The sequence below is a fragment of the Acetobacter conturbans genome (assembly GCF_011516755.1).
Lineage (GTDB): Bacteria > Pseudomonadota > Alphaproteobacteria > Acetobacterales > Acetobacteraceae > Acetobacter > Acetobacter conturbans.
In genome coordinates this window covers 114,563-138,643 of sequence record NZ_WOSY01000003.1, presented here as the reverse complement: position 1 = coordinate 138,643, position 24,081 = coordinate 114,563, and the positions used below count along the sequence as shown (strand labels likewise).

The following is a 24,081-nucleotide window of genomic DNA, read 5'->3' as shown; positions in this document are numbered from 1 at the left end:
CAGACTGTATATGAGGAAGGAAACCGCGTTCATCATCGCCTTTCTGACGTTCACGATCGGAACGTCACTGGTGATCTGGATGTTTGCGCTGCCGAATTTCGTGTCCGTCAGCTTTCCGGAGGTGACAGGGGGCAAGGTGGTGACAGGACCCATGCGGGATACCCGTCCGCTCACGCAGGACGAGGTCGCCATGCTGAACGAGTGGTTCAAGCACCACCCCGGCGGCTGGGGCCCGCTGAGCCAGACCCCGCCGTCCAGCGGCGACGCCCGCGTGGAGCTTGACGGCACACGCGACGGCAAGCCCGATCCGATTGTGCTGACCCTCTGGACCGGCATCAGCGCCGCCGACTGGAACAACACCGTGTTCGTGGAGACCCCGGACGGCTCGAAGGTGCGGACGGAAAGCTTTTCGGACAAGGAGTTCACCCCTCTCCGCAAGCTGGCTGACGGACAGGTCTTTCCCCGTTCGGCTTTCCCCTGATGTGGGTGAGCGCCGACACGAAGGCTCTGATCTTTGACTGTGACGGAACGCTGGTGGACAGCCTGCCGCTTTATCTCGCGGCATGGCTTGAGGCGCTGAAGACAAAAGGCGGCCTCGACGTGTCGCCCGAATGGTTCGTCAGCCGTCGCGGCTATTCCGAGGGCATGGTCCTCTCGGAACTCGAAAAGACCCACGCGATCACGCTGAACCGCCCCGCCATCATGGCGGCAACCCGCGAAGGCGTGCGGCAGCGTCTGTCCAGCGTGAAGGCAAACGCGCCGGTCGTGGCGCTGGTGCGCGAATGGGCGGGCCGACTGCCGCTCGCAGTCGCATCCAGCGGTTCGCGCGAGGTGGTCGAGGCGGAACTGGCGGCCATCGGTCTGCTGGAGACGTTTTCCGCCATTGTGACCATCGAGGATGTGACACGACCCAAGCCCGCTCCGGATATCTATCTGCTGGCGGCCCGGCGTCTGGGTGTCACACCCGAATCCTGCCTCGTGTTCGAGGACAGCACCGAGGGTCTGGAATCGGCACGCCGTGCCGGAATGCGGGCCGAGGACGTGCGCCCCTGGTCCGATTTTCGCAGTGCTCCATGAGCCCGACGCATTGCGCCTCCTGTGGCGCACCCATGGAGTGTCTGGGGTCCGGGGAGTGCTGGTGCATGCAGCTTCCGGCAGTCCTGCCCGTGCCGCAAGGCGACGGTGCGTCCGGATGTCTGTGTCCGGCCTGTCTGGGCAAAATCGCTTCCCAGAGCACTGCTGACACAAACGATGTCTCCAATTAGCTCATTTTTTGGAATTTTTCATTGAAAAAGGCAGCGCGTGAACGCGGCATGACCGGTTGCCCGTATTTCCCCATAATCGACTCAGGGAATGAGGCGTGATCCGGTGAAAGTCTTCGTCCATCTGGCGAGAGGCTTCGGGAGCGCCGCGTGGCGCGAGCGATGCAGACGCGGACACGTGCTCGGCCTCAATGAAGAGGCAGCATATGGCTACAATCATGCCGCCTCCGATGAGGTGCTGATCACCTATGCGACGGATTACCCGGAGAATTGCCTCCAGAAGCTGGCGCGATATGCCGGACGCTTCATCCTCGGGTTCGATGTCGTGCATGCCTGGCGCAACCGGCATGAGTTGCTCGACGCCGATGTCGTGTGGACCCACACGGAATCGCAGACTCTGGGTGTGTTGCTGCTGTTTCGGCTCGTCGAGGCATTTCATCTGTCGAGGAGGCGGTTGCCGAAACTGATTGGCCAGACCGTCTGGTTGCTGGATCGCTGGTCGAGCCAGCCCCTATGGCGACGGTGGCTGTTTCGAAGCCTGTTGCGGCGTCTGGATGTTCTCACCGTGCATTCGCAACTGAACTGCGCGGATGCGCGGGCGCTGTTTCCGTGGCTGCGCGTGGAGAGGATTCATTTCGGCATCCGCGCCGAAGGTATGTATCCAGCACGAGCACCCCATTCGGCTGACAGCATCGCCGTGCTGTCACTGGGGAATGATGAGCACAGGGACTGGGGAACCCTCTGTCGCGCCGCGGACGAGTTGCCGTCCGCAGCCTTTCGAATCGTCAGCCGGGCCAGCGCGGCCAGACGGGCGGCGAAAGGGCATCGCAACGTCACCCTGATGCGTGTGAAGAATAACAGGGAGTTATTCGCGACTTATGAGCAGGCCGATGTGGTCGTCGTGCCCCTCAAGCTGAACCGGCACGTTTCAGGCATCACGGTCATCCTTGAAGCGACATATTTCGGAGTTCCGGTCATAGCGACGGCGTGTGGTGGCCTTGAGGATTATCTTGATCCGTCTGCGGTCCTTTATGTGCCTCTCGGCCGTCCGACGGCGCTGGCTGATGCGATCCGCGCCATCAAGGCTGATCCGGAAGCAGCTCGCAAGCGGGTGGAAAAGGCGCAGCACCGCATGCGAACCACGCTCAATTCCATGGCCTATGCGGAGGCGCATGTGGCCCTGTCCCGTGAGTTGCTGGGGGAATAAACAACCTCTCCAGAAACTTTTTTCCGGGTCAGTGCTTTCGGATCGTCAGGATATGGGTTCCGTCCGGACCGTTTTCCGTGGAAAGAAGGGTATGACCGAGCGATTCGGTCGAGCGCGTAACATTTTTCAGGGGTTCCGACCCTCGCAGGGTGACGCGCAGCACCGCCCCGGAAGGCAGACCGTCGAGGGCGAGGCGGGTGCGCACGAAGGTCATCGGGCAGGTTTCGCGCGTGATGTCCAGAAGGGTCGGAGCGGCAGCGGAATTTTGCATGGCGATAGAGTGAACGGATGCGTGAAGGTCTTCAAGCGTGAGCGTAACCTTGCGATGTTTCAACCAGAAAGTGTTGCCCGTGAGTGGACAAGTTGCCCGTGAATCAGCTAGGCGAGGACATATGGTTGTGCATACACAGGCAGCAGGAAGCATGCCGTGAGTCCGGCTTCGACGTCGTCCCCTCTCCGCCCGGCGCGTAAAGCGAAGGCGGAAGACTATTCCGATTCCCGGATCGCGCGCCTGTGCGTGGAACGTGGACTCAAGATGACCGGCCAGCGCCGGGTGATTGCCCGCGTCCTCTCGGATGCGGAAGATCATCCTGACGTTGAAGAGCTCTATCGCCGCTCTGCCGCACTCGATCCACGGATCTCGGTCGCCACGGTCTACCGCACGGTGCGTCTGCTCGAAGAGAAGGGCATCCTCGAACGCCGGGATTTCGGTGGTGGCCGCGCACGCTATGAAGCGAGCGAGCATGGGCGTCACTATCATCTCATTGATGTAGACACCGGCAAGGTGCTGGAATTCGAGGATGAAGAGCACGAGGCGCTGATGCGCCGGATTGCGAATCGTCTGGGCTTCGAGCTTATTTCGATGCGACTGGAGCTGTTCGGTCGTCGGCTGCCGCAGGAGAGCGCCGCGAAGCCCTCTGGGAAGGCCACGAAGAAAGCCAAGGGAACCAAGGAGAAATGAGCGCCGAGAAGCCGAGCACTGGTGGTCTTTCCGCCCTTGATCTGGAACGGAATGGTTTCCACGAACTGCGGGGCGGTAATCTCGGAGTGCGCATCGCCTCGACCGCAGAGGAAATCGACGCGGCTCAGGCCCTGCGCTATCGCGTGTTTTTCGAGGAAATGGGCGCGCAGCCGGACGAACGGACGGCACGCCTGAAACGCGATATCGACGAGTTCGATGAATATGCCGATCATCTACTGGTGATCGATCATGCCATCTCCTCCGGTGCTGCCGGGGTGGTGGGGACCTATCGTCTCATGCAGGGCGACGCGGCATCGAAACTCGGTCGCTTTTACAGCGAAAGCGAGTTCGACATCGCGGCGCTGAAAAAGTTTCCGGGACGTTTGCTCGAGGTCGGTCGATCCTGCGTTGATGTGCGCTATCGCGGTCGTGCGGCGATGCAGCTGCTCTGGCGCGGCATTGCCTCCTACATCTTCCTTCACAAGATCGACGTGCTGTTCGGCTGCGCGAGCCTGCCCGGCACGACCCCCGATGATCTGTCCGAGGAACTGACCTACCTCTATCACAACCATCTCGCTCCCCCCGCTCTGCGCGTTAAAGCGCTTCCAGAGCGCCGTGTGGAAATGCTGCGCATGGAGCCATCCACCGTCGATCGTCGCCGGGCGCTGACTCGCCTGCCACCGCTCGTCAAAGGCTATCTGCGTCTTGGCGGTTATGTCGGCGACGGCGCTGTGATCGATCCCCAGTTCAAGACGACCGATGTGGCTGTCCTCGTGAAGAGTGAACTGCTGGCCGACAAATATTACCGCCATTACGAACGACGTCTGCGTGACGCACTCGACTGAGGCGGGTGCGCGCTTGCCGCGTGACACGCTTCTGATGAGTGAGGTGGGAAAGCCCTCTCGTTTCAGACGGCTGATCCTGACCCTGAAGTCCATGGGTGGTCCGTTGCTCGCGGGCGCGGCGGCGGCGTTCACTTTCCCGCCGCTGCATCTCCTGCCGATCCTGCCTTTCGCCTTTCTCGTACTGATGCGGGGCATCGACCGCGCGCAGACAATGCGGCAGGCGGCGTGGGCAGGTTTCGCCTTCGGATTCGGCCTGCATGCAGTCGGGCTGTACTGGCTGATCAACGCGATCCTGATCCGTGCCAGCGAGTTCTGGTGGTTCGTGCCGTTCCCGTCGATGGGATGCGCCCTGATTCTCGCTCCGTTTGCCGCTGTTCCGGCCGCATTGTGCCGTGTCGTTCCAGCCGGATGGCGTCGGGGCGTGCTGTTCGCAGCGCTCTGGACCCTCTGTGACATGGGGCGGCTGTTCCTGTTCAGCGGTTTCACATGGAATCCGCTGGGAAGCGACTGGGCATTTCACGGACTGGCTGGCGACGTGATGATCCAGCCCGTCGCTTGGATCGGTGTTGACGGACTTACGCTGCTGACTGTCATTCTTGCTGTGACGATGCCGCTGGAGCGCCGCGCCATGGTGGGGGGCGGCATCGTGCTGGTGGTCTGGGCCAGCCTCGGCGCAGCACGTTTTTATGGCCTTCAGGCTCAGGAAAGCGTGGCTTCCGGTAATGCCACGTCTCCGACAGTTGTGCTTGTGCAGGGTAATGTGCCCGAACAGGAGAAGATCAGCCGCGCCGACATGCAGGCGGTATTCGAGCGTTATTTGCGCCTGACCCGGCAGGGCGTGGTACAGGCGGTCGAGGAGACAGGCAGGGCGCAGGGCCCAGCGCATCCAGTGGTCTATGTCTGGCCCGAGACCGCTTTTCCCGGCGTGCTGGAGGAAGATGCCTTTGCCCGTTCGATGATCGCCCGTACGGCCAGCGGGGCGACGGCCGGTGTGATCGGTACGTTGCGGATCGGGAGCGATCAGCACTGGCGAAACTCAGTCGTCGCGCTGGATGAGGATGGCAAGGTCGAAGGCGTCTATGACAAGGCGACGCTCGTGCCATTCGGAGAATATCAGCCTCGTTTTCTGCCGCTGCAGGTGGTGCCGGGTGGCGGTATGACACCGGGGCCTGGTCCGTTGAGCTGGCATCTTTCCGGTTTGAGCGCCGTCGGTCCGCTTGTCTGTTATGAAGTGATCTTTTCCGGGCATGTGGTGGATCGTCATGATCGCCCCGACTGGCTGGTGAATGTCACCAACGATGCCTGGTATGGCAACAGTGCCGGCCCGCGCCAGCATCTCGCGGCTGTCAGATTGCGGGCCGTCGAGGAGGGGTTGCCGATCGCGCGTGCTGCCAATACCGGCGTGTCGATCGTCTACGATGCACGGGGTCATGATCTGGGGCGACTGGAGTGGGGTGTGACAGGTGTGCTGATCCGGGCTCTTCCGGCTCCCTTGCCTCCGACTCCTTTCGCGCGTTTCGGACAGGCGATCCCTGTTGGGCTTTGTCTTTTTGCGGCTTTGGTTACGTTTCCATGGCGCCCCCGAAAGAGTTATGGCCGTGGCAGTTAACAAATTCATCTTCTGGTTGTATGTTGATTAATTCTTAATCCACAGATGGTCTGTCGGGGGATGGCGCATGACAACGACGGCAGACGGCAGCGGAACACGAATCACCGACCTTGATCTGCATGTGGGGGCGCGGATTCGTCTGCGTCGCACAATGCTTGGAATGTCCCAGGAAAAGCTGGGTGAGGCGATCAGCCTGACCTTTCAGCAGATCCAGAAATATGAACGCGGTGCGAACCGGGTCAGTGCGTCCCGGCTGTTCGAAATCGCCCGTGTGCTGGATGTGCCCATAGGCTTTTTCTACGACGACATGCCGCTCGATCCGGCTGCGATTCCCGCCCCGGCTTCCCATGCGTCTCCCGTGATGGGATTTGCGGAGGCGCAGCAGGGTTTTGGCGGGCCGCCCGTGTCAGGTGCTCCTGCGACGGCATCGATTGACACCAGTGTAATGTCCCGGCGTGAGACGATGGAACTTGTGCGGGCTTATTACAGAATCCCCGATGCGGGGGTGAGAAAGCGGGTGCTGGATCTCATCCGGTCGATGGCCCCGTCTGAATAGACGCGCGGGGCATTCGCGCTATGCGCATGTCCCCTTAAGGTTCAGCCTGTTTGATCTCTTCAGGCAGTTCCATGAAGGTGTGGTGTCTGCCCGAGCCCCGCTCAGGGATGAGGCGGTGCGGGGAGCGGCGTCCAGTGGGTCGGTTTTGCATGGGGCGCCAGCCGCCAGCGCCCATCCTGATGATCCCAGCGATCCAGCCAGATGTAATCACCCCGGTTCTTCATGTGCAGAAAAAGCAGGATGGCGCTTCCGTCACGCGGAACGGTTGCAATAGGGCGCCACATGCGCTCGGCGAAGGCGTCAAGCGCGAGCTGCATGCGGATGCGATACAGGTTCTGCGCCTGCGGAGCGAGGTCGTCCCATGGTGCGCCGCAATAGGTATAATAGGCATCGGCGGCGGCTTCGAGCTGCTCCCCGGAGACGACGGGGGACGACCGGCGGGGGGCGGTGGTTGCCGGTCTGGTCGAAGAAGCCGGGGGCGGAGCGCCTGAGGGGAGAGTCGGTCGGGTCAAATGCGGTTCGTGCCTGAGAGTGAGAGGGCATTAAGGTCCGAGATGGACTCTTGTTCAAGGGGCGATGAACGCGCTGTCCCATTAATACCAATTGCAGGGTATCGGGCCGGGTTGTAACCAGAGGCAGATGCTCGCGGCTTTGGTCTGTCCATAAAAGGGCCAGAGACGCCCATTACGACGGAACGGCAACGGGGAGGCTGCAATGGCAGGCAGTGTGAACAAGGTTATTCTGGTCGGAAATCTCGGACGTGATCCGGAAATTCGGACCAGCCAGAGCGGCCAGAAGATCGCATCTCTTTCAGTGGCGACAAGCGATACGTGGAACGACCGCACTTCAGGTGAGCGCCGCGAACGGACGGAATGGCATCGTGTCGTCGTCTTTAACGACCGTATTGCCGATGTCGCCGAGCGTTTCCTGCGCAAGGGCCGCAAGGTTTATGTGGAAGGCACGCTTCAGACGCGCAAATGGACGGACCAGTCCGGACAGGAAAAATACACCACGGAAATCGTGCTCGATCGTTTTCGGGGAGAACTGGTTCTGCTGGATGGCCGCGGTTCCGGTGAAGGTGAGGAAGGCGGCGGCGGAAGCAGCGGCTACGGCGGGGCGGAATCGGACGGCGGGTTCGGCGGTGGCGGTGGCACTCCGCGTCGGATAGGCGGCGCGAGCGGTGCTGGGGGTGCCGGTGGTGCACGCAAAAGCGCCCCGGCCTCGCCGGGCGGCTGGGATGCACCGAGCGGTGATCTCGACGACGAAATTCCGTTCTGACCTCAGAAACCATCCGTCGCGCAGGATCGTTCAGCCTGTAAGGGGCATGAACGGTCCTGAGCCGGTGGCCGCCAGCGCGTTTGAAAAACGGCCACGCAGGCAGAGGCAGACCATGCCTCGCCTGTCCAGCGTGTTGCTGAAATCCGGATGACATGCAGGTGTCGTTCGTTTGACACGCATCATTGCGCATCAGCACAGCAGAGAGTTTAGCTTTTACTCCGGCAGGGTTCCGAACCGTTCATTCGCCTGCAACCACATCCAGCATGCTGCTGCCGACAGGCAGGGCAGCGGGCTTGAAGGGGTAAAGCAATGGAAGACATCAAAATCGGTCAGAGCGGCGTGACGGCTTCACGCATCGGCCTCGGCACCTGGGCCATCGGTGGATGGATGTGGGGCGGCTCGGATCGCCAGCAATCCCTTGAAACCATTCGCACCGCCGTGGATATGGGTGTCACCCTGATCGACACGGCGCCGGTTTACGGGTTCGGAAATTCAGAAGAAATCGTGGGCGAGGCGATTGCGCAGGGTGGTCTGCGGGATCGGGTGCAGATCGCAACCAAGCTCGGCCTGAACTGGAAGGACGGGAAACCGTTCAGAGACTGTCGCCCTGCGCGCATCCGGCAGGAAATCGAGGATTCCCTGCGGAGGCTCCGGACCGACCGGATCGATCTCTATCAGGTCCACTGGCCCGATCTCGAAAGCGATCTCGCGGAAACCGGACGTGTGCTCGAAGACCTTCGCAGCGAGGGGAAAATCCTCGCCATTGGCGTGAGCAATTTTTCTCCGGAACAGATGGACCGGTTTCGGGCCGGGGCCACACTCGATGCCATCCAGCCGCCTTACAATCTGTTCGAGCGGGATATCGAACGCGATGTCATGCCGTACGCGGAAAAGAGCGGCCTGACGATGCTGTGCTACGGCGCGCTCTGTCGCGGACTGCTGGCGGGGAAGATCACCGAAACGACGCAGTTCTCAGGTGATGACCTGCGCAAGAGCGATCCGAAATTCAGGGAACCGCGTCTGGCGCACTATGTTGCTGCCGTGAAGGAACTGAGCGCACTGGCGCAGGAACGATTCGGAAAGTCCGTGCTGGCTCTGGCCGTGCGCTGGGTTCTCGATCAGGGCCCGACGATCGCGCTCTGGGGTGCGCGGCATCCGGGGCAACTGGACGCCATTCGGGATGTCGATGGATGGCATATCGATGACAAGACCAAGGCGGACATCAACGAGATTCTGACGCGGTGCGTGCCTGATCCCGTTGGTCCGGAATTCATGGCGCCTCCCACGAGCCGTCCGGCAGGCGTGTAAGGCGAGAGCGGGCTCGCTTTCTGTCGGGAAGACGCAGGGACCATTTTCTGCGGTCTTCCGACGCGGGTAATTTCCCTCTGACGTCAGATTGTCATTTGTTTCATCAGGCGTTTTTTGAATAGGCTTCCAGCAGAGTTCTGAACGCAGGAAAGGCGGGCTGAATGATGGTTACCAGCACCGGAGAGCAGAAGGTCGATCCGGTGCGCGCCGTCGCGGGCGAAATCGTGGCGGTGCGGGAAGCGGTGATTGACGTCCGTTTCGCCGCGGGATGTCTGCCAGAGATCAACACTGCGCTCGAAGTGCTTCGCAGCGATGCGGAGTCGCTGGTTCTGGAAGTGCACAGCCATCTGGACCTGCAAACGGTCCGGGCCGTTGCGCTGTCCTCCACTTCCGGACTTGCCCGTCATATGCCTGTCCGGTCCACAGGCGCGCCGGTACGTGTCCCGGTGGGAGACGGAGTGATGGGTCGCCTTCTCGATGTGACCGGGATTCCACGGGATAATGGACCGGCATTCCCGCCTTCAACGCCGTTTCGCACCATTCATCACCCGCCCCCGGCCATGAGTGTGGAAACAGGCAGCACCGATCTTTTCGATACAGGCATCAAGGTGCTCGACCTGCTGACCCCTATCGCTCACGGCGGCAAAGCCGCGATGTTCGGTGGCGCGGGAGTCGGGAAGACAGTGCTGATCATGGAACTCATCCATGCCATGGCGGCGAAGTATCAGGGACTTTCGATTTTCGCCGGTGTGGGAGAGCGGACCCGTGAAGGCCATGAGATGTTGTCCGACATGCAGTCCTCCGGCGTTCTGAGTCATGCCGTGCTGGTGTATGGCCAGATGAACGAACCGCCCGGAGCACGCTGGCGGGTGCCGCTCACGGCCCTCACCATCGCCGAGGATTTTCGTGACCGGGCGCACCGCAACGTCCTGCTTCTGATGGATAATATCTACCGGTTCGTACAGGCGGGCAGCGAGCTTTCCAGCCTGCTCGGCCGCCTCCCCTCGCGGGTGGGCTACCAGCCGACGCTCGCGACCGAGGTGGGGGAGGTCGAGGAACGGATCGCCTCCGTCGCCGGAACGGCTGTGACGGCCATTCAGGCAGTGTACGTTCCCGCCGACGATTTCACCGATCCGGCCGTCACCACCATTTCCACACATATGGACAGCCAGATCGTGCTGTCGCGGAACCTCGCCGCGCAGGGGTTCTATCCCGCCGTGGACCCGTTGGCCTCATCATCCGTGCTGCTCGATCCGCTGGTGGTGGGTGAAGAGCATTGTCAGGTCGCGGAAGATGTCCGGGAGGCGCTCGCCCGCCTGAAATCGCTGAAAGATGTCATCGCCCTGCTGGGCGTCGAGGAACTGGGCACCGAAGACCGGCAGGTCGTGACACGGGCGCGTCGCCTGCAACGGTTTCTCAGCCAGCCCTTCACCGTGACCGAGAAATTCACCGGCCAGCCGGGTCGCAGCGTGAGCCGGGCCGATACGGTCGCGGGCTGTCGCGCCATCCTTGCGGGCGAGACGGACGACTGGGCGGAAAGCTCGCTCTATATGATCGGCACGCTTGAAGAGGCGCAGCAGAAGGAAAACGCCACCCGTAAAGACAGCGCGAAAAAGGCGACGGCATGAGGGTGCGCGTCATCACGCCTTTGACGGTCGTCGCGGATGAGAAAGGCGTCCTGTCCGTCAGGGCCCAGGACGAAAGCGGCAGCTTCGGTATTCTGAAGGGCCATGCCGATCTGCTGACCAGTCTCGTACCGACGGTCATAAGCTGGAAGCGCTCGGACGGCAGTGAGCGTTACTGCGCCGTGCGTCACGGTGTCCTGACAGTGAAGGACAAGGGGGAGGCGGTGGACATCGCCACGCGGGAGGCGGTGGTCGGCGACGATCTTGCGAGCCTCAGCACGCTGGTCCGCGATCATTTCGAGGCGCTGGAAGATATCGGACGCAACGCCAATGTCGCGGCGGTCGGGTTGCAACTCGCGGCCGTCCGTCTGATTGCGGGACGTCTGAAGCCCGGCGACATGGGGATGTTTCAGTGATGGCGCCTTCTCCGCGTGAGGAAATGGAAGCGGCTGTGCGCCAGCAGACAGACAGACGGACCGGTGTGAGTGATCAGGAGGTCAATGTCACAACTCACCTCGCCCATATCGGTGCGCTGGGATGGACCATCGTCACGCCTCCGCTGGGTGGCATGCTGGCGGGACGCTGGCTCGACCATCACCTCATGGGAAAGGGCGTTCTCTTTTCGGCGGCGTTGCTGCTGCTTGGTTTCGGAGTGGGCGGATGGAGCGCGTGGAACTGGATGAACCATCCCCATGCCTGACGTGATGCCCTTTTCCTCCGCTTTGTGGCTGGCCGCGGGCCTCCTTGCCGGGGTCGTGCATGTCATGGCGCTCTGGACCAACGTTCAGTGGCTGGTCTCGCCGGACAGACGGCTGGCCGCTGTCGCGATTATGGGGGTACGCTTCATCGCACTGGCCGTGCTGCTGACCCTTGCCGCCCGCAGCGGCACACAGCCCCTGCTGCTGGCGGGGGCCGGTATCCTGATTGCCCGTCCGCTGACGCTCCGGTTGATGCGTCGGAGGCTGAACGAAACCGACCTTTCCGCCTCACGGAAGGGAGCGATTTCATGAATTCGCCTCTCGTCACTCCGCCACTCTTTCATATCGGCCCCGTTCCGGTCACCGAGCCGGTGGTGACGACATGGGGGATCATGGCGCTGCTTGTCGTGGGAAGTCTCGCCGTCTCCCGTCATCTGACCAGAAATGTTCCGGGCCGGTTACAGGCTTGCCTGGAACTGCTGGTGACCACGCTGGACACGCAGATCACCAGCACGATGCGGGTCGAAGACCCGGCTCCCTACCGCGCCTTCGTGGGCACCCTGTTCGTGTTCATTCTTGTCGCCAACTGGTGCGCCCTGCTGCCCGGGATCGCTGCGCCGACAGCGACACTGGCGACGGACGCCGCGCTGGCAGGGCTGGTCTTTCTCGCCATCATTGTTTTCGGCATCCGATCGGGCGGTGTGGGCGGCTATCTCCGCACGTTCCTGTGGCCCAGCATCGTGATGGTACCGCTCAATCTGCTCGGCACCGTGACGCGGACCTTTTCCCTGATGGTGCGTCTGTTCGGGAATGTCATGGCGGGCGCGTTTGTCATCGGCATCGTGTTGTCGCTGGCCGGGTTGCTGGTACCCATCCCCCTCATGGCGCTCGACATGCTGACCAGCGCCGTACAGGCCTACATCTTTGCGGTGCTGGCCATGGTTTTCATTGGAAGCGCACTCAGCCGCCCCACGGCGTCGCCTGCGGCTTCCACCAATCCAGATCGAACAGGAGTCTCCCCATGAACTGGCTTGCGCTTGCCAGCATCGTTTCAGCGGCCTTCGCCGTGTCCTGTGGGTCCATCGGTCCCGCGCTGGCGGAGGGTCGCGCCGTGGCCGCCGCCATGGATGCCATCGCCCGTCAGCCCGAGGCGGCCGGGACCATCTCGCGCACGCTCTTCGTCGGACTGGCGATGATCGAGACGATGGCGATCTACTGCCTTGTCATCGCGTTGCTGCTTCTGTTCGCCAACCCGCTGCTGAAGTGACATCGTGAATATCGACTGGTGGACGCTGGGTTTTCAGCTCGTCAATCTTGGCATTCTGATCTGGCTGCTGGGCCGCTTCTTCTGGCGTCCTCTCTCCGCCATTATCGCGGGACGACAGAATGATGTCGCCAGACGTCTGGACGCTCTCGCCGAGAAAGAGAAACAGGTGGAAGCGGAGCGTGTTGCCCTGTCCGCCGCCAGGACTGGGATCGCGGGAGAACGCGCAGAGGTATTGCGAAAGGCGGACGTCGAAGCGCAGGCCGGGCGTGTCGCCACCCTCTCCCGCGCCCAGCAGGACGCCGCCGCGTTGCAGGAAGCGACCCGGCAGACTCTTGCCCGTGAGGAGACCGAAACGCGGACGGCATGGGGCGATCAGGCGGCCAGTCTCGCCGTCGATATCGCCCGGCAGATCCTTTCCGCCACAGGCATTTCGTCGGAGGCTGTCCGTGACACGTTGTTCGCACGTCTTGAACAGGCCGTGACGGCTCTTCCGCTTCGAGAGCGGACGCAGTTGCAGGCAGGTTTCATCCTGATGGCTGCCGTTGCGCCGGAGGACGCTGATCGCAGGAAATATGAGACGCGGCTGGCCGGGATTCTTGGGACGCAGCCGGTCATCACATGGACGACCGATCCCACGCTGATCGAAGGGTTCGCCGTTATCACGCCCTCTCTGTCCGTCGCTTCCAGCTGGAAGGCCGATCTGGACCATATCAGGGATAACCTGACCCATGCTCGAAGCTGACTCCACTTCAGACTGGCTCACCGCTGCCCGGACGCGGCTGGGCGACATCGTATCCGGTCCTTCCACCGAACGGATCGGGCGTGTGGAAGATGTTGGGGATGGCGTCGCCCTCGTGTCCGGCCTGCCGGATGCGCGGCTGGACGAACTTCTGTCGTTCGGAAACGGGCGCTACGGCTTCGCGCATAGTCTGGAGGAGAAACGCATAGGCTGCGTGCTGCTCGACGATGACAGCACCATCGAGGCAGGGGCACCGGTTCATGGCACGGCGGAGGTCGTCAGTGTGCCGGTCGGGGAGGCGCTCCTTGGCCGCGTTGTCGATCCGCTGGGACGGCCGCTTGATGATGGTGGTCCCATTGACGCTCAGGCGCGCCTTCCCATCGAACGTCCGGCTCCGGGTATCATCGACCGTGCGCTTGTCGTGCAGCCTATCCAGACCGGCACGCTCGCCATCGACACGCTGTTTCCACTCGGTCGCGGGCAGCGTGAACTGATCGTGGGAGATCGGGCGACCGGCAAGACCACGGTGGCGGTGGATACGATCCTCGCGCAGAAATCCAACGAGATGATCTGCGTTTATGTCGCAGTGGGGCAGAAAACGTCGAGCGTCCAGCGCGTCATCGATACGATCCGCAAGCGTGGCAACCCGGAACGGTGCATCATCGTGGTCGCCCGTCCCGCCGAGACGCCCGGCCTTCGCTGGATCGCGCCATTTGCCGGTTTCAGCATGGCGGAATATTTCCGCGATCGTGGTCAGCATGCCCTTATCGTCATTGACGATCTTTCACAGCATGCCGCGACCCATCGCGAGGTGTCGCTACTGACCGGTCGTGCGCCGGGTCGCGAGGCTTATCCCGGCGATATTTTCTATGTCCATGCGCGGCTGCTGGAGCGCGCCGCGAAACTGTCGCCGGAAAAGGGTGGCGGTTCACTGACGGCCCTGCCGATTGCCGAAACGGAAGCGGGCAATCTCAGTGCCTATATTCCCACCAATCTCATCTCGATCACGGATGGGCAAATCGTTCTGGACCGCACCTTGTTCGATCAGGGGCAGAAACCGGCCGTCGATGTCGGCGTCAGCGTGAGCCGCGTCGGCGGGGCGACACAGGCGCCCGTCCTGCGGAACGCCGTGAGCACGCTGCGGCTCGATTATGCACAGTTTATCGAGCTGGAATCGTTCACCCGTTTCGGCGGCCTGCCCGATGCCCGCGTGCGCCAGCAACTCACGCGGGGCGCCCGCATCAGGGAGGTCCTGCGTCAGCCACCTCATGCGCCGCTGGATCTGCTGGAGGAAACCGCGCTGGTGACTGCATCGCAAGCGGGGCTTTTCGATCCGTTACCGGTGTCGGCCATTCGGACTCTGCGGGGAAAATTTGGAACGTGGGTGCAGGACAAAACGCCGGAACTGGGCGTTGCGATCAGCGCGGGCGGCGCATTGTCCGCTGATCAGAAAACCGCTCTCATCAATGCCCTGAAGGCGTGCCTGACCGCTCAGCCATCACCGCCGCCACCAGCGTCATGACGGAACGGCTGCAGGAAGTCACCGCGCACATCAACAGTGTCAATGATCTCGACGGTGTGGTGAATTCCATGCGCGGGCTTGCCGCCGTGCGGGTTCAGCAGGCCCGCAAGGCGCTTGTGGCCGTGGATGCCTATGCCGCTACGATCCGTTCGGCGCTGGTGCGCGTAGCGGCCCTCATCCTGGACCGGGAGCGTGCCAGACTGTCGGAACGGGATGGCGGCACCGGCGTGATCCTTTTCTGCGCCGAACAGGGATTTGCCGGACTGTTCAGCGAACACATGCTGGATGCGGTCAGTGCTGACGAGAAGAATCATATCTTCCTGATCGGCACACGGGGAGCAGCCATAGCGCGGTCACGGGGACTGAAGCCGGTCTGGACGACAGCCGCTGCCCAGCACCCGGCTGCCATTCCGGCAGTAGCCGATACGATAACGACCGAAATTTCCCGGCAGGTGCTGGACGGGCGGCTGGCAACGGTCTCGACCGTTTTCTGCCGCTGGGAACCGGGACAGGGGGCGTGCATGACGCGGCAGTCGCTGTTCCCGCTCGATCCTGCCCTGTTTACGTCCGAACCGGTCGCGGAACCTCCGCTGCTGAATGTCCCGCGTGAGACGCTGATTATGGATCTGACGGCCGATTACCTGTTCGCCCAGCTCTGTCAGGCCGCCCTGCATGCTTTTGCGGCGGAAAACGAGGCGCGCAGCGAGCGTATGACCGCCGCCCATGACGAAATCAGCCGACAACTGGCCACGCTCGAACAGCAGCGCCGCACCGTCAGGCAGGATGAGATCACGGCGGAAATCATGGAACTGGTCTCCGGTCCCACGCTCGCGCGTCTGAAACGTTTTTCGGGAGAGTAAGCTCGGGGCAGTCCAAAGCGACGCGCCCCGCCTCTCCTTGTGGTGAGACATGGCCGCTTCAGGAGCCGCTCCCGCCAGTAAAAGATGGAGCGGCTGTTTCAAACGTTTTCTGCTGGCGCTCTGATGCTCACGGCCCGCATGGCTGTTTCGCTTCCACGCTCAAAAACCCACATCGGTCGCGACCCCTTTAGGGCGGTCGCGCTCAGCAGAGAGCTTTCGAAACAGCCGCTGAACCCCTTCGCAGGAAGGAGATCAGTTCACTGCTTTATCTTTTTTTCTTGCTCTTGTGCTGCGTTGGCTCCTCAGCAGCCTCGGAAGCAGGCTGCTTCACGGGAAATCCGGGGATCGTGCCGATCACATGCTTGACGTGATCCACCGTGATCAGGCGCGTGCATTCGAACTGGCGCGGGGTTCCCTTCTGGCGCGGGCACCAGAGGAAATCCTTGTGGTCGAAACGGTGAGTCGGATCGTTCCAGCAGGAATTGCAGGCGTGCCAGTTCACCACACGCCAGGGGGTGTGGAACTCATTGGTCGGGTGGGTGAAGCCCGCGATCATCACCACCTTGCATCGTGCCGCCCAGGCCAGCCATGACAGGCCGCTTGAGAGACCAATGAAGAAATCGGCATGCCGGAGCCAGCGGACCCGTTCCGAAAGCAGCCGGTCGCCCGTCTGGTCTTCCGCACCATACGGAATATGGTTCCACATAATACCCGTGCCGTGGACAGGCTTCTGGTCGATGCAGATGACCCGGTAGCCGCATTCCTGGAGGTAGGCGACCAGCTGGCGCCAGCCATCGGGATTGTTCCAGTATTTGCACTGCGAGCTGCTCTGCGCCGCGATGCAGACATAGGGCTCTTTGATAGGGCGGCTTTTGTCCTCGTCCGGTGCAAGAACCGGAGGCTCTTCGGTCGGATCGACGCCGAGAATGTAGCCAGCCGTCCGGTGCAGCCCGACGAGACGGAAATCGCAGGGTTGCCAGATATTGTTCTTGTCGTCGAAGAACAGTCCCAGCGTGTAGGTGGCGTAGAAGGTCTTCAGCAGGTCGCCGTTTTCAAGTTCTTCAGGGGTGATGAACCTGATGTGTGGATAGGAGTTGCGGAACAGGGGAATGATGGGAGCGGCCATCACGCAGGTCAGTTTGCAGTGATGCTGTGCTGCGAAGCGGGCGACATAGGGGAACCATCCCAGCGTGTCGCCAAGGGTTCCCACGGGAAGCTGGACGAGGACATGCTGGTCACGGCAATCAAGGCGGTGGGAAAAGATGACGTTCCCGGTTTCGTCTTTGATCTGGATTCCGAAGCGGACATAAAAACGCTTGGAACTGTTGACGTTTGCCTTGCCCGCCGTCGTTTCGAACAGGATGTTGCCCGTATCGAGATCGGTGAGGCGAATGGTCCATTTGCCCTCTGGGAGCGCGACACGGCAGCCCAGATTGAAGTCGTAGCGGATGCCCGCTGGTCCTTCCTGCGTGGGGATCGGGCTCGCGCCTGCAAAGGCGGGCTTCTCCTCCTTCTTCTCCCCATCGTCTTTGGCCTTCACCGTGATGTCCCCGGCATTGTCGCTGTCGTTCCCGCCATCTCCGACACCGGTTTCCTGTGGGGGAGACGAACTGTTTTCAGAAAAAGATGTGGATGCAGGAGCGACGGGAGAAGCGACTTCAGACTGGGACATGCCGTATGTTTACTCGCGGTGGCTAAAATAATTCTTCCGCAATAGGACCAAAGGAGTGTGGAAGAAAGCAGGTCATTAAAATTTCAGAAAACTATTCAGCGGTAATCTTAGGGTTCTCCGGCTGCTGAAGCCGCTCCCACCGCGTCCTGTCCCCGTCCGGATTGCCCCGCATAGGTGCGATAGGTCGAGGCTGCGTTATAGGGGGCCGCGACCGGTGCGATGAACTTCACGGGCACACCGAACACATCGAACGGGGTCGCACCGTTGTTTGCATCCCGTGGGATCTGTTGCGCCTCGATGGAGGGGAGCGACGAACCATGCTGAGCCTTGCGGATATCCAGCGAATAATGAGCCTCAATGGTCTCATCAATGTCTTCGACGGGTTCGTATCCATCCGGCGGGGGTGGCGCCTGCTCCTGGGATTCGAGTGACTTCGGATGGGAAGTCCGCGACGTCACGCCCGAAGACAGGTCTGTCATGTCGGCATTCTGCTTCGCCTTGTGGCGCGGGGCATGGGTGGCTGCCGCAATCGGGCCTGCCACGAATGTCAGGGTTGAGCTGAGCGCAAGGCCAAGGAGGGTTGTCTTCAGGATGTCGCGCGTGATTTTGCGAGGGAACGGAAGCCGCGTGGCGGCGAAGCGGGGTGTGATCATCGAATGCCTCCCTGACGAGGATGGTGCTAGAGTCGATCTTATGACGCTTGCGGGCAATGAGTGTTTCAGCAACCCTGCGCGCATTGAAGCGCTCTGAATGGTTAACAGAAAGCGTCAGGTAAAACGGGACAACGGCAGATGACTTTAAGCACAGGAAGCGCGCTTGCTCCATTGGCTCTTACGGACGGGCAGATCCTGGAGCTTGAGCAGGCGCTGAATCAGGTGGAAGCGGGCCGTGGCGTGCTGGTCCGGATGGCGGACCTCATGGGCGGTGCCGTTGGTCATGCAACACGACTCGGTCTGCGCGGTCTGGGCATGACGCCCCGGATACAGGAAAAACTTCAGGGCATTGCCGAGACGGCCATTACCCGGGCGTTCGATATCGCCGTGGTCGGCATGTCCGGCCCCATTGATGCGCCGAGCAGCGGCGAAGCGACGGATGCCCCTGCCGGGAAGTCGATCCGTGACCGGGCGTTGCAGGCTGCTGTCGCTGTATCAGGCGCGGTGGGTGGTTTCGCGGGTATTGCCGGACTGGCACCGGATATCGGTTTCACCACGGTGACGATCATGCGGGAGATCGCCCGCATCGCCCGTCAGGAAGGAGAGGATCTGTCCGATCCGGATGCGCGTCGGGCCTGTCTTGAAGTGTTTGCTCTGCGGGCCTTCCCGAATATCGGCGAAGGACGTGAAAGCGAACTGGGATATTTTTCCGCCCGCACCGTCCTGCGTGGTCGTCCGGTGGTGATGCTCATCTCCGAAGTTGCGTCCCATTACGGACTGGCGCTCGGACACAAGATCGCGCTTCAGATCATGCCGGTGGCAGGCGCGCTCTGCGGCGCATCCCTGAACGCTGCGTTCCTCGCGCATTATCAGGCGCTTGCCCGTGCGCACTTCACCATTCGCCGTCTTGAGCGCGAACATGGCCCCGTGGTGCGCGATACCGCTGTCGTGCTCCGCGATCAGGTCGCAGCGCGGACTGCCGCCGGCCTCTGATCGTCTTTTTCAGATCACGGTTCTTCGTGGACCGTGATCCAGCACCCTAATACCCCGATCAGCGCGAGGCAGATTGCCAGTGTCTCTGCCGCAGGGGTGTAATGCGGGGTGACGATGCTTAGGATGCCGCAAAGCGCCAACCCCGCGAGGCAGATGATCAGCATGTGCATGGTCGGTTTCCTTGATTCGGGCCGCGTGGATATTGGCCCGCCCATGTGAGGGAACGGTAGAGGCAGGAAACGCTGCGTTCAGAGACGCTTCATGAATTCTGCCAGCCCGCCATCCAGAGCTTTCTGGAAAGTCGCGAGCGTTTCCTCGCTGACATAATGCTCAATCCCTTCAGCGTCGACCAGAACGCAGTCTTCGCTGACGCCGAGCGCCCTCAGAAACGATTCCACGATCCGATGTCGCAGCCGGGCTTTTTCCGCCAGATTTTTGCCTGCTTCAGTCAGGAAAACCCCGCGATAAGGTTTCTGGACAACAAACCCGTCCGCGACGAGGCGGCTCAGCATCTTCGCCACGGTGGGCTGTGAGACCCCAAGACGGGCAGCAATGTCGACCTGTCGCGCTTCCTGCGATGCAGCCAGAAGGTCTGAAATCAGCTCGACATAATCCTCGATAAGCACTTTTCGACGCGCTTCGCGGTTTGCTCTGAAACTTTCAGACTGTGCCTCAGGAGCGGGCAGGGACGGGGAAAATTTTCTTGTTCGAGGGGACATAAGGGGTGCTTCAGGGGAGTGCAGGGTTGGATTATTCGTGGGGGAATAGAGTATTCTTGTGATTTAATCCACCATGCAGACCTGCTGTATTGTACTATGTTACATATCCGGTGGATTATACCTTGAGGCTACAGACTCCAGTATGAAAAATGTTTGTTTTAATCAAACGTTTTTCGGATTCTTGCCGGGTCTGCTGCCGACATGAAGACGCGTGTTCATAAGAGGCGCGTTGAATGCGCGGAAAAAAGAAGCGTATCCCGATGGATTTAAAGGGAAAACGGTTTTGAATTGATCATTATTATTCAACATTTTTCCTGAATTTTCTTGTTTTCAGTGTTCAGATATTTGGTCGCATTTTTGACAATAAATTATTTTTTAGGGCTTGTTCTGTCGGGTGGTTTTTGAAATCTGTCCATCCATGTTTTTTGTATTTACTGTGATACATGCAGGAACATGATTGAAAAGGAAGACTTTCCGCCGGTCTGAGCGGAACGTGATCAACGCAGAATGATCGCATTATTGGGTTACATTTGATTAACCCACGTGCCGCATAGACCGGCGCTCTGCATCAAAGGGATAGACGTTGCTATGATAGAGCAAACGGTTCGTATTCCTGAGGGCGATCCGGCAGGACAGAACATAAATTTTCTCTGGTCGGCGATCGATGAAGTTCTCATTGTCGCCATTACCGATCTTAATGGCGTCATCACGCATGTGAATGACCGCTTCTGTCACATCAGTGGCTATGATCGTCATGAACTGATTGGGCATACCCACAGAGTTTTGAATTCCGGTTATCACAGCCAAGCATTTTTCGTTGCATTGTACAGGACGATTTCAGCCGGAGAGATCTGGCGCGGAAAGATCTGCAATCGCGCCAAGAACGGATCGCTTTACTGGGTGGCGACAACCATCATTCCGCGCAAGGATGAGGCAGGCAGAATTCTTTCCTATGTGGCTTATCGGTTTGATGTCACACCGCTGGTTGAAGCCCGCAACAAGATGAAGAGGCTTTCACGGCAGGACCCGCTGGTCGATGGCCTGAACCGCATAGGCTTTGCAGAGGCTCTGGCGGAGTTTATCCAGCAGTCCGTCATATCCGGTGAGAACCGGCTGCTTGTGATGATCGATCTGAACGGTTTCAAGGAAGTCAATGACATATACGGGCACGATGTCGGCGATCTTGTTCTGATCGAAGCCGCCCGCAGACTGCGTCGTTTCGCCGGGACTGATGCCGTTATCGGTCGTCTGGGGGGCGATGAGTTTGCCGTGCTCATGCGCGTGCCGACGAATTGCATTGAAACCAGCCTGTATCTGCAAAGACTTCTTGATCTGATCGAGCAGCCGATCCTGACGGGTGTGACAGCGGTGTCCGTCTCCGCGTCCATTGGTTATACGAAGATCGAGCATCGGCTTTCTTCGGGTCAGCAATTTCTCAAAGACGTCGATGTCGCTCTTCTGCAGGCTAAGCATGAGAGCGATCGCAGCATCGTCGCCTTCACCCCTTCGCTGAGGAGCAGGGCCAGACGACAGCAGCAGATCCTGAGCGATGCCCGTCTCGGCATCGAACGAGGAGAGTTCGAACTCTATTACCAGCCGATCATCAATCTTTCGCAGGGCTGCGTGATCATCTGCGAATCCCTGCTTCGGTGGCATCATCCGCAGCAGGGACTGCTTACGCCAGCCGTTTTTTCTGAAGTGTTCAATGATTTCCGCACCGGTCTTGCCCTGGGGAAATTTGTCAGGGAAGTGGCTATCAGGGATGTCGCCTTATGGATGAAGAACGGCACATATGACGGTGGCGTCTCCATCAATCTCAGTGTGTCCGATTTTGGTGTGGACTCTCTGGCCCGCGAACTCAGCGAACTGACGGACAATGCCGGGGTTCCACGAAGCAAGGTCTGGATTGAAATTACCGAAACGATTTTTCTCGGGACGTCCCGATCCGACCGGGTGCGGCGTGAAATAACCAGTCTGGCGAACCATGGTTTTCGGATTGCCTTCGATGATTTCGGCACGGGGTATGCCGCCATCAGCCATTTGCGGGAGTTGCCCCTCACGGACATCAAGATAGACCGGAGTTTCGTGGCGAACATCGAGCAGGATGGGCGCGATCGTAAGATTACCGCCGGGCTGCTCGGGTTGGCCCACAGCATCGACCTGTCCACGGTGGCGGAGGGTGTCGAAACCGTGGAGCAGTTTAGGATCCTGAATGGTCTTGGATGCACGGCCTGCCAGGGTTATCTCTTTGGACATGCCGTGCCTGCTGTCGAAGTGCCTTCCGCAGTCATGCAGGCATGCTCCGTTCTCGATAATATCAGCAACTCCGCCGATCCTGTCGTTTCCCGCAAAACAGCCTGAACGCCTTATCCTTCGACAGGTGTAAGTAGCGGTTTTCCAGAAGCCTGAGCGGTCGCATTGTCCAGCGCCAGCATGCCCATCTCCGTGCGTGTTTCGACGGTGGCACTTCCCACATGCGGGGTCATGAAAAGATTGGGAAGGGCCAGAAGGCGCGGGTCGGGATGAGGTTCGTTGCGGCAGACATCAAGACCGGCCCCCGCGAGCTGGCCACTGCGGAGGGCGTCGATCAGGGCGTCCTCGTTCACCAGTCTTCCCCGCGCGGCATTGACGAAGATCGCGCCTTTCGGGAGGCGTGAGAGGAAGGCGGCATCGACGATGCCGTCCGTCTCATCGCTGCCGGGCAGGTGGAGACTCACGATCTGGCAACGCGGTAGCATGTCGTCCAGCTTTTCCACCCATGTGGCACCCTCTTCATTCTCGGATGAAAGACGGCGCCGGTTGTTATAAAGCACCGTCATGCCGAAACCGCGCGCCCGTCGGGCCACGGCCTGCCCGATCCGTCCCATGCCGATGATGCCGAGGGTCTTGCCGGTCACGCGCATGCCCAGCATCTCGTCCATGGCCAGATCCCGTCCCCAGCCCTTGCGGACAAGAGCGGTGTATTCCGCAGCGCGTCGGGCGGCGGTGAGCAGCAGCAGCATTGCCATATCCGCGTTGCAGTCGGTCAGCACGTCCGGCGTGTTGGAAATAGCGATGCCGCGGGCGCGAATGGCCTTCACGTCGAGATGATCGAGACCCACGCTGACCGTGGCGATCAACTGCACGGAGGCTGGAATCCGGGCCGCTGCCGCCGCATTGATGGCGGCATGATGGGTGACGAGCATGACCTGCGCCTTCGTTTCCTCCGCAAGCTGGAAGAGCGCCTGCGTGTCCAGAGGCGTATGAGGTGGCGGAGGCGCAGTGAATTCTTCACGGATGCGGTCTTCAACGGCTGCGGGCAGGCGCACGCTGCGGACGAGGCGTGGACGTGAAGCGGACATGTCAGGCTCCCTTCTGTGTATGTCGGAGAGGCGATTTTTCGGTGAGGGCATGGATGATGCTCTTGCCCTTCCTCTTTCGACAAGAGGCATTGAGGTCACGAACGTTTCAACGCGATCATGGTCTTGCCTGCTGTGTTGAGGAGACCGCAGGGCCGCTGACTGCGTGGCGCTATTGTACTGTTCATCAGGCTGAACGAGCGGATTGTGAAAGCCGTTTGCTCCCTGTTAGGAATAGGGGAAACCCGAAGAGGGATGAAAAGGCCGCGCATGAACAGCAAGATCGAACTGACACCGGAGTTGATGCTCGGAGCCTATTCGATCGGCCTTTTCCCCATGGGCAGCAATGACGATCCGGATCGCCTCGACTGGTATGACCCCGATCCGCGTGGCGTCATGCCACTTTATGGGTTCCATCTGTCGAAGCGCCTCACCCGTACGGTCCTGAGCGGCAAATTCACCATTACGGCAGACACGGACTTTGAGGGCGTGATGCGGGCCTGCGCGATGCCTGCGCCGGGACGTGAAACCACATGGATCAGCGAGACGATCATTGGGCTGTTCTGTCGGCTGCATGATATGGGCTACGGCCATAGCATCGAGACATGGCGAGACGGAAAACTGGTCGGAGGGCTGTACGGGGTGGGGCTTGGATCGGCCTTTTTCGGCGAAAGCATGTTCAGCCGTGAGGCGGATGCGTCCAAGGTGGCGCTGGTCGATCTCGTCGCTCGCCTGCGACTGTGTGGTTTCGATCTGCTCGACACACAGTTCGGCACGACGCACCTCTCTCAGTTCGGTGGCGAGGAGATCGATGCGGATGAATATAAGGCGCGCCTCCATCGTGCAGTGTGCAGTGAGTGCCGCTGGACGAACCCTTCCCAGACGGAAATCATCTCTGAAATCAATCTGATGCGTTCTGAAACGTGCGCCTCGGGTGGTTGACGGGCCGGGACTTATCGGGTGCTGTCC

At 60.6% G+C, this 24,081-nt stretch carries 29 protein-coding genes; 21 read left to right on the top strand and 8 right to left on the bottom strand.

The window, feature by feature from the left end; genetic code table 11:
• Positions 1–10: 10 nt before the first annotated feature.
• From GOB81_RS04225 to GOB81_RS04215, 3 genes are all read left to right on the top strand, one after another.
• Positions 11–481 (top strand): hypothetical protein, encoded by a 471-nt coding sequence (locus GOB81_RS04225; RefSeq protein WP_173569125.1) that lies wholly within the window; start codon positions 11–13, stop codon positions 479–481.
• Positions 481–1,077, top strand: a complete 597-nt coding sequence (locus tag GOB81_RS04220) for an HAD family hydrolase (protein ID WP_173569124.1) — start codon at positions 481–483, stop codon at positions 1,075–1,077. Before GOB81_RS04225 ends, GOB81_RS04220 begins: the two co-directional genes overlap by 1 nt.
• Positions 1,078–1,368: 291 nt before the next feature.
• Entirely contained in the window at positions 1,369–2,469 is a 1,101-nt protein-coding gene (locus GOB81_RS04215; RefSeq protein ID WP_173569123.1) for a glycosyltransferase, read from the top strand.
• Positions 2,470–2,497: 28 nt separating this feature from the next.
• Here GOB81_RS04215 and GOB81_RS04210 read toward each other — a convergent pair whose 3' ends face one another.
• A complete protein-coding gene (locus GOB81_RS04210) occupies positions 2,498–2,740 on the bottom strand; it encodes a sulfurtransferase TusA family protein (RefSeq protein ID WP_173569268.1) in 243 nt (80 codons plus the stop codon).
• 231 nt (positions 2,741–2,971) lie between these two features.
• Here GOB81_RS04210 and GOB81_RS04205 point away from each other — a divergent pair, with 231 nt between their 5' ends.
• The 4 genes from GOB81_RS04205 to GOB81_RS04190 all read left to right on the top strand — a co-directional run bounded on the left by GOB81_RS04205 (position 2,972) and on the right by GOB81_RS04190 (position 6,440).
• Complete coding sequence (locus GOB81_RS04205; protein ID WP_338421309.1) at positions 2,972–3,430, top strand: Fur family transcriptional regulator; 459 nt, start codon at positions 2,972–2,974, stop codon at positions 3,428–3,430.
• The gene (locus GOB81_RS04200; protein WP_173569122.1) at positions 3,427–4,275 is read left to right on the top strand and encodes a GNAT family N-acetyltransferase; all 849 of its coding nucleotides are present in this window, start codon (positions 3,427–3,429) and stop codon (positions 4,273–4,275) included. The genes GOB81_RS04205 and GOB81_RS04200 overlap by 4 nt, the downstream gene beginning before the upstream one ends.
• The gene (gene lnt, locus GOB81_RS04195; protein WP_338421304.1) at positions 4,259–5,884 is read left to right on the top strand and encodes an apolipoprotein N-acyltransferase; all 1,626 of its coding nucleotides are present in this window, start codon (positions 4,259–4,261) and stop codon (positions 5,882–5,884) included. Before GOB81_RS04200 ends, lnt begins: the two co-directional genes overlap by 17 nt.
• A gap of 67 nt (positions 5,885–5,951) precedes the next feature.
• Positions 5,952–6,440, top strand: coding sequence for a helix-turn-helix domain-containing protein (locus GOB81_RS04190; RefSeq protein WP_173569121.1), 489 nt, complete (start codon positions 5,952–5,954; stop codon positions 6,438–6,440).
• Positions 6,441–6,541: 101 nt separating this feature from the next.
• Here the strand turns inward: GOB81_RS04190 and GOB81_RS04185 are convergent, their stop codons facing one another.
• Positions 6,542–6,952: a hypothetical protein gene (locus tag GOB81_RS04185; protein WP_173569120.1), complete on the bottom strand. Its 411-nt coding sequence runs from the start codon at positions 6,950–6,952 to the stop codon at positions 6,542–6,544.
• 202 nt (positions 6,953–7,154) lie between these two features.
• On the opposite strand from GOB81_RS04185, the gene ssb reads away from it, so the two are divergent.
• Positions 7,155–7,718, top strand: coding sequence for a single-stranded DNA-binding protein (gene ssb, locus GOB81_RS04180; RefSeq protein WP_173569119.1), 564 nt, complete (start codon positions 7,155–7,157; stop codon positions 7,716–7,718).
• A 30-nt stretch (positions 7,719–7,748) separates the two neighbouring features.
• Here the strand turns inward: ssb and GOB81_RS04175 are convergent, their stop codons facing one another.
• Entirely contained in the window at positions 7,749–7,901 is a 153-nt protein-coding gene (locus GOB81_RS04175; RefSeq protein ID WP_173569118.1) for a hypothetical protein, read from the bottom strand.
• A gap of 126 nt (positions 7,902–8,027) precedes the next feature.
• Here GOB81_RS04175 and GOB81_RS04170 point away from each other — a divergent pair, with 126 nt between their 5' ends.
• The 10 genes from GOB81_RS04170 (at position 8,028) to GOB81_RS04125 (ending at position 15,737) form a co-directional block, all read left to right on the top strand.
• Positions 8,028–9,026, top strand: a complete 999-nt coding sequence (locus GOB81_RS04170) for an aldo/keto reductase (RefSeq protein WP_173569117.1) — start codon at positions 8,028–8,030, stop codon at positions 9,024–9,026.
• 164 nt (positions 9,027–9,190) lie between these two features.
• Positions 9,191–10,654 carry a F0F1 ATP synthase subunit beta gene (atpD, locus tag GOB81_RS04165; protein WP_173569265.1) on the top strand — a complete coding sequence of 488 codons (1,464 nt, stop codon included), beginning with the start codon at positions 9,191–9,193 and terminating at the stop codon, positions 10,652–10,654.
• Positions 10,651–11,067 (top strand): F0F1 ATP synthase subunit epsilon, encoded by a 417-nt coding sequence (locus GOB81_RS04160; protein WP_173569116.1) that lies wholly within the window; start codon positions 10,651–10,653, stop codon positions 11,065–11,067. The genes atpD and GOB81_RS04160 overlap by 4 nt, the downstream gene beginning before the upstream one ends.
• Positions 11,067–11,351, top strand: a complete 285-nt coding sequence (locus tag GOB81_RS04155) for an AtpZ/AtpI family protein (RefSeq protein WP_198912101.1) — start codon at positions 11,067–11,069, stop codon at positions 11,349–11,351. Before GOB81_RS04160 ends, GOB81_RS04155 begins: the two co-directional genes overlap by 1 nt.
• A complete protein-coding gene (locus GOB81_RS04150) occupies positions 11,344–11,661 on the top strand; it encodes an N-ATPase subunit AtpR (RefSeq protein WP_173569115.1) in 318 nt (105 codons plus the stop codon). The genes GOB81_RS04155 and GOB81_RS04150 overlap by 8 nt, the downstream gene beginning before the upstream one ends.
• Entirely contained in the window at positions 11,658–12,374 is a 717-nt protein-coding gene (locus tag GOB81_RS04145; protein WP_173569114.1) for a F0F1 ATP synthase subunit A, read from the top strand. The genes GOB81_RS04150 and GOB81_RS04145 overlap by 4 nt, the downstream gene beginning before the upstream one ends.
• Entirely contained in the window at positions 12,371–12,616 is a 246-nt protein-coding gene (locus GOB81_RS04140) for a F0F1 ATP synthase subunit C (RefSeq protein WP_173569113.1), read from the top strand. Before GOB81_RS04145 ends, GOB81_RS04140 begins: the two co-directional genes overlap by 4 nt.
• Before the next feature lie 4 nt (positions 12,617–12,620).
• Positions 12,621–13,358 (top strand): F0F1 ATP synthase subunit B family protein, encoded by a 738-nt coding sequence (locus GOB81_RS04135; protein ID WP_173569112.1) that lies wholly within the window; start codon positions 12,621–12,623, stop codon positions 13,356–13,358.
• Positions 13,345–14,877: a F0F1 ATP synthase subunit alpha gene (locus tag GOB81_RS04130; protein ID WP_173569111.1), complete on the top strand. Its 1,533-nt coding sequence runs from the start codon at positions 13,345–13,347 to the stop codon at positions 14,875–14,877. Before GOB81_RS04135 ends, GOB81_RS04130 begins: the two co-directional genes overlap by 14 nt.
• Positions 14,835–15,737, top strand: a complete 903-nt coding sequence (locus GOB81_RS04125; protein WP_198912100.1) for a F0F1 ATP synthase subunit gamma — start codon at positions 14,835–14,837, stop codon at positions 15,735–15,737. The genes GOB81_RS04130 and GOB81_RS04125 overlap by 43 nt, the downstream gene beginning before the upstream one ends.
• 265 nt (positions 15,738–16,002) lie before the next feature.
• Here the strand turns inward: GOB81_RS04125 and GOB81_RS04120 are convergent, their stop codons facing one another.
• Both GOB81_RS04120 and GOB81_RS04115 read right to left on the bottom strand, forming a co-directional pair.
• Positions 16,003–17,409 carry an autotransporter strand-loop-strand O-heptosyltransferase gene (locus GOB81_RS04120; RefSeq protein WP_194299790.1) on the bottom strand — a complete coding sequence of 469 codons (1,407 nt, stop codon included), beginning with the start codon at positions 17,407–17,409 and terminating at the stop codon, positions 16,003–16,005.
• Between the two features lie 107 nt (positions 17,410–17,516).
• Complete coding sequence (locus GOB81_RS04115) at positions 17,517–18,062, bottom strand: hypothetical protein (RefSeq protein WP_242010040.1); 546 nt, start codon at positions 18,060–18,062, stop codon at positions 17,517–17,519.
• A gap of 138 nt (positions 18,063–18,200) precedes the next feature.
• Between GOB81_RS04115 and GOB81_RS04110 the strand changes: the two genes are divergently transcribed.
• The gene (locus GOB81_RS04110; RefSeq protein WP_173569110.1) at positions 18,201–19,055 is read left to right on the top strand and encodes an EcsC family protein; all 855 of its coding nucleotides are present in this window, start codon (positions 18,201–18,203) and stop codon (positions 19,053–19,055) included.
• A gap of 14 nt (positions 19,056–19,069) precedes the next feature.
• On the opposite strand, the gene GOB81_RS04105 is transcribed toward GOB81_RS04110, so the two are convergent.
• Together GOB81_RS04105 and mntR are read right to left on the bottom strand one after the other, a co-directional pair.
• Positions 19,070–19,225 (bottom strand): hypothetical protein, encoded by a 156-nt coding sequence (locus GOB81_RS04105; RefSeq protein ID WP_173569109.1) that lies wholly within the window; start codon positions 19,223–19,225, stop codon positions 19,070–19,072.
• Positions 19,226–19,303: 78 nt separating this feature from the next.
• Positions 19,304–19,774 carry a manganese-binding transcriptional regulator MntR gene (mntR, locus tag GOB81_RS04100; protein WP_173569108.1) on the bottom strand — a complete coding sequence of 157 codons (471 nt, stop codon included), beginning with the start codon at positions 19,772–19,774 and terminating at the stop codon, positions 19,304–19,306.
• Positions 19,775–20,362: 588 nt separating this feature from the next.
• Between mntR and GOB81_RS04095 the strand changes: the two genes are divergently transcribed.
• On the top strand, positions 20,363–22,135 hold the full coding sequence (locus tag GOB81_RS04095) for a putative bifunctional diguanylate cyclase/phosphodiesterase (protein ID WP_173569107.1): 1,773 nt from the start codon (positions 20,363–20,365) through the stop codon (positions 22,133–22,135).
• Positions 22,136–22,140: 5 nt separating this feature from the next.
• Here the strand turns inward: GOB81_RS04095 and GOB81_RS04090 are convergent, their stop codons facing one another.
• Positions 22,141–23,115: a 2-hydroxyacid dehydrogenase gene (locus GOB81_RS04090; RefSeq protein WP_173569106.1), complete on the bottom strand. Its 975-nt coding sequence runs from the start codon at positions 23,113–23,115 to the stop codon at positions 22,141–22,143.
• A 267-nt stretch (positions 23,116–23,382) separates the two neighbouring features.
• Here GOB81_RS04090 and aat point away from each other — a divergent pair, with 267 nt between their 5' ends.
• A complete protein-coding gene (gene aat, locus GOB81_RS04085; RefSeq protein WP_173569105.1) occupies positions 23,383–24,054 on the top strand; it encodes a leucyl/phenylalanyl-tRNA--protein transferase in 672 nt (223 codons plus the stop codon).
• The last annotated feature ends 27 nt before the right edge of the window (positions 24,055–24,081 follow it).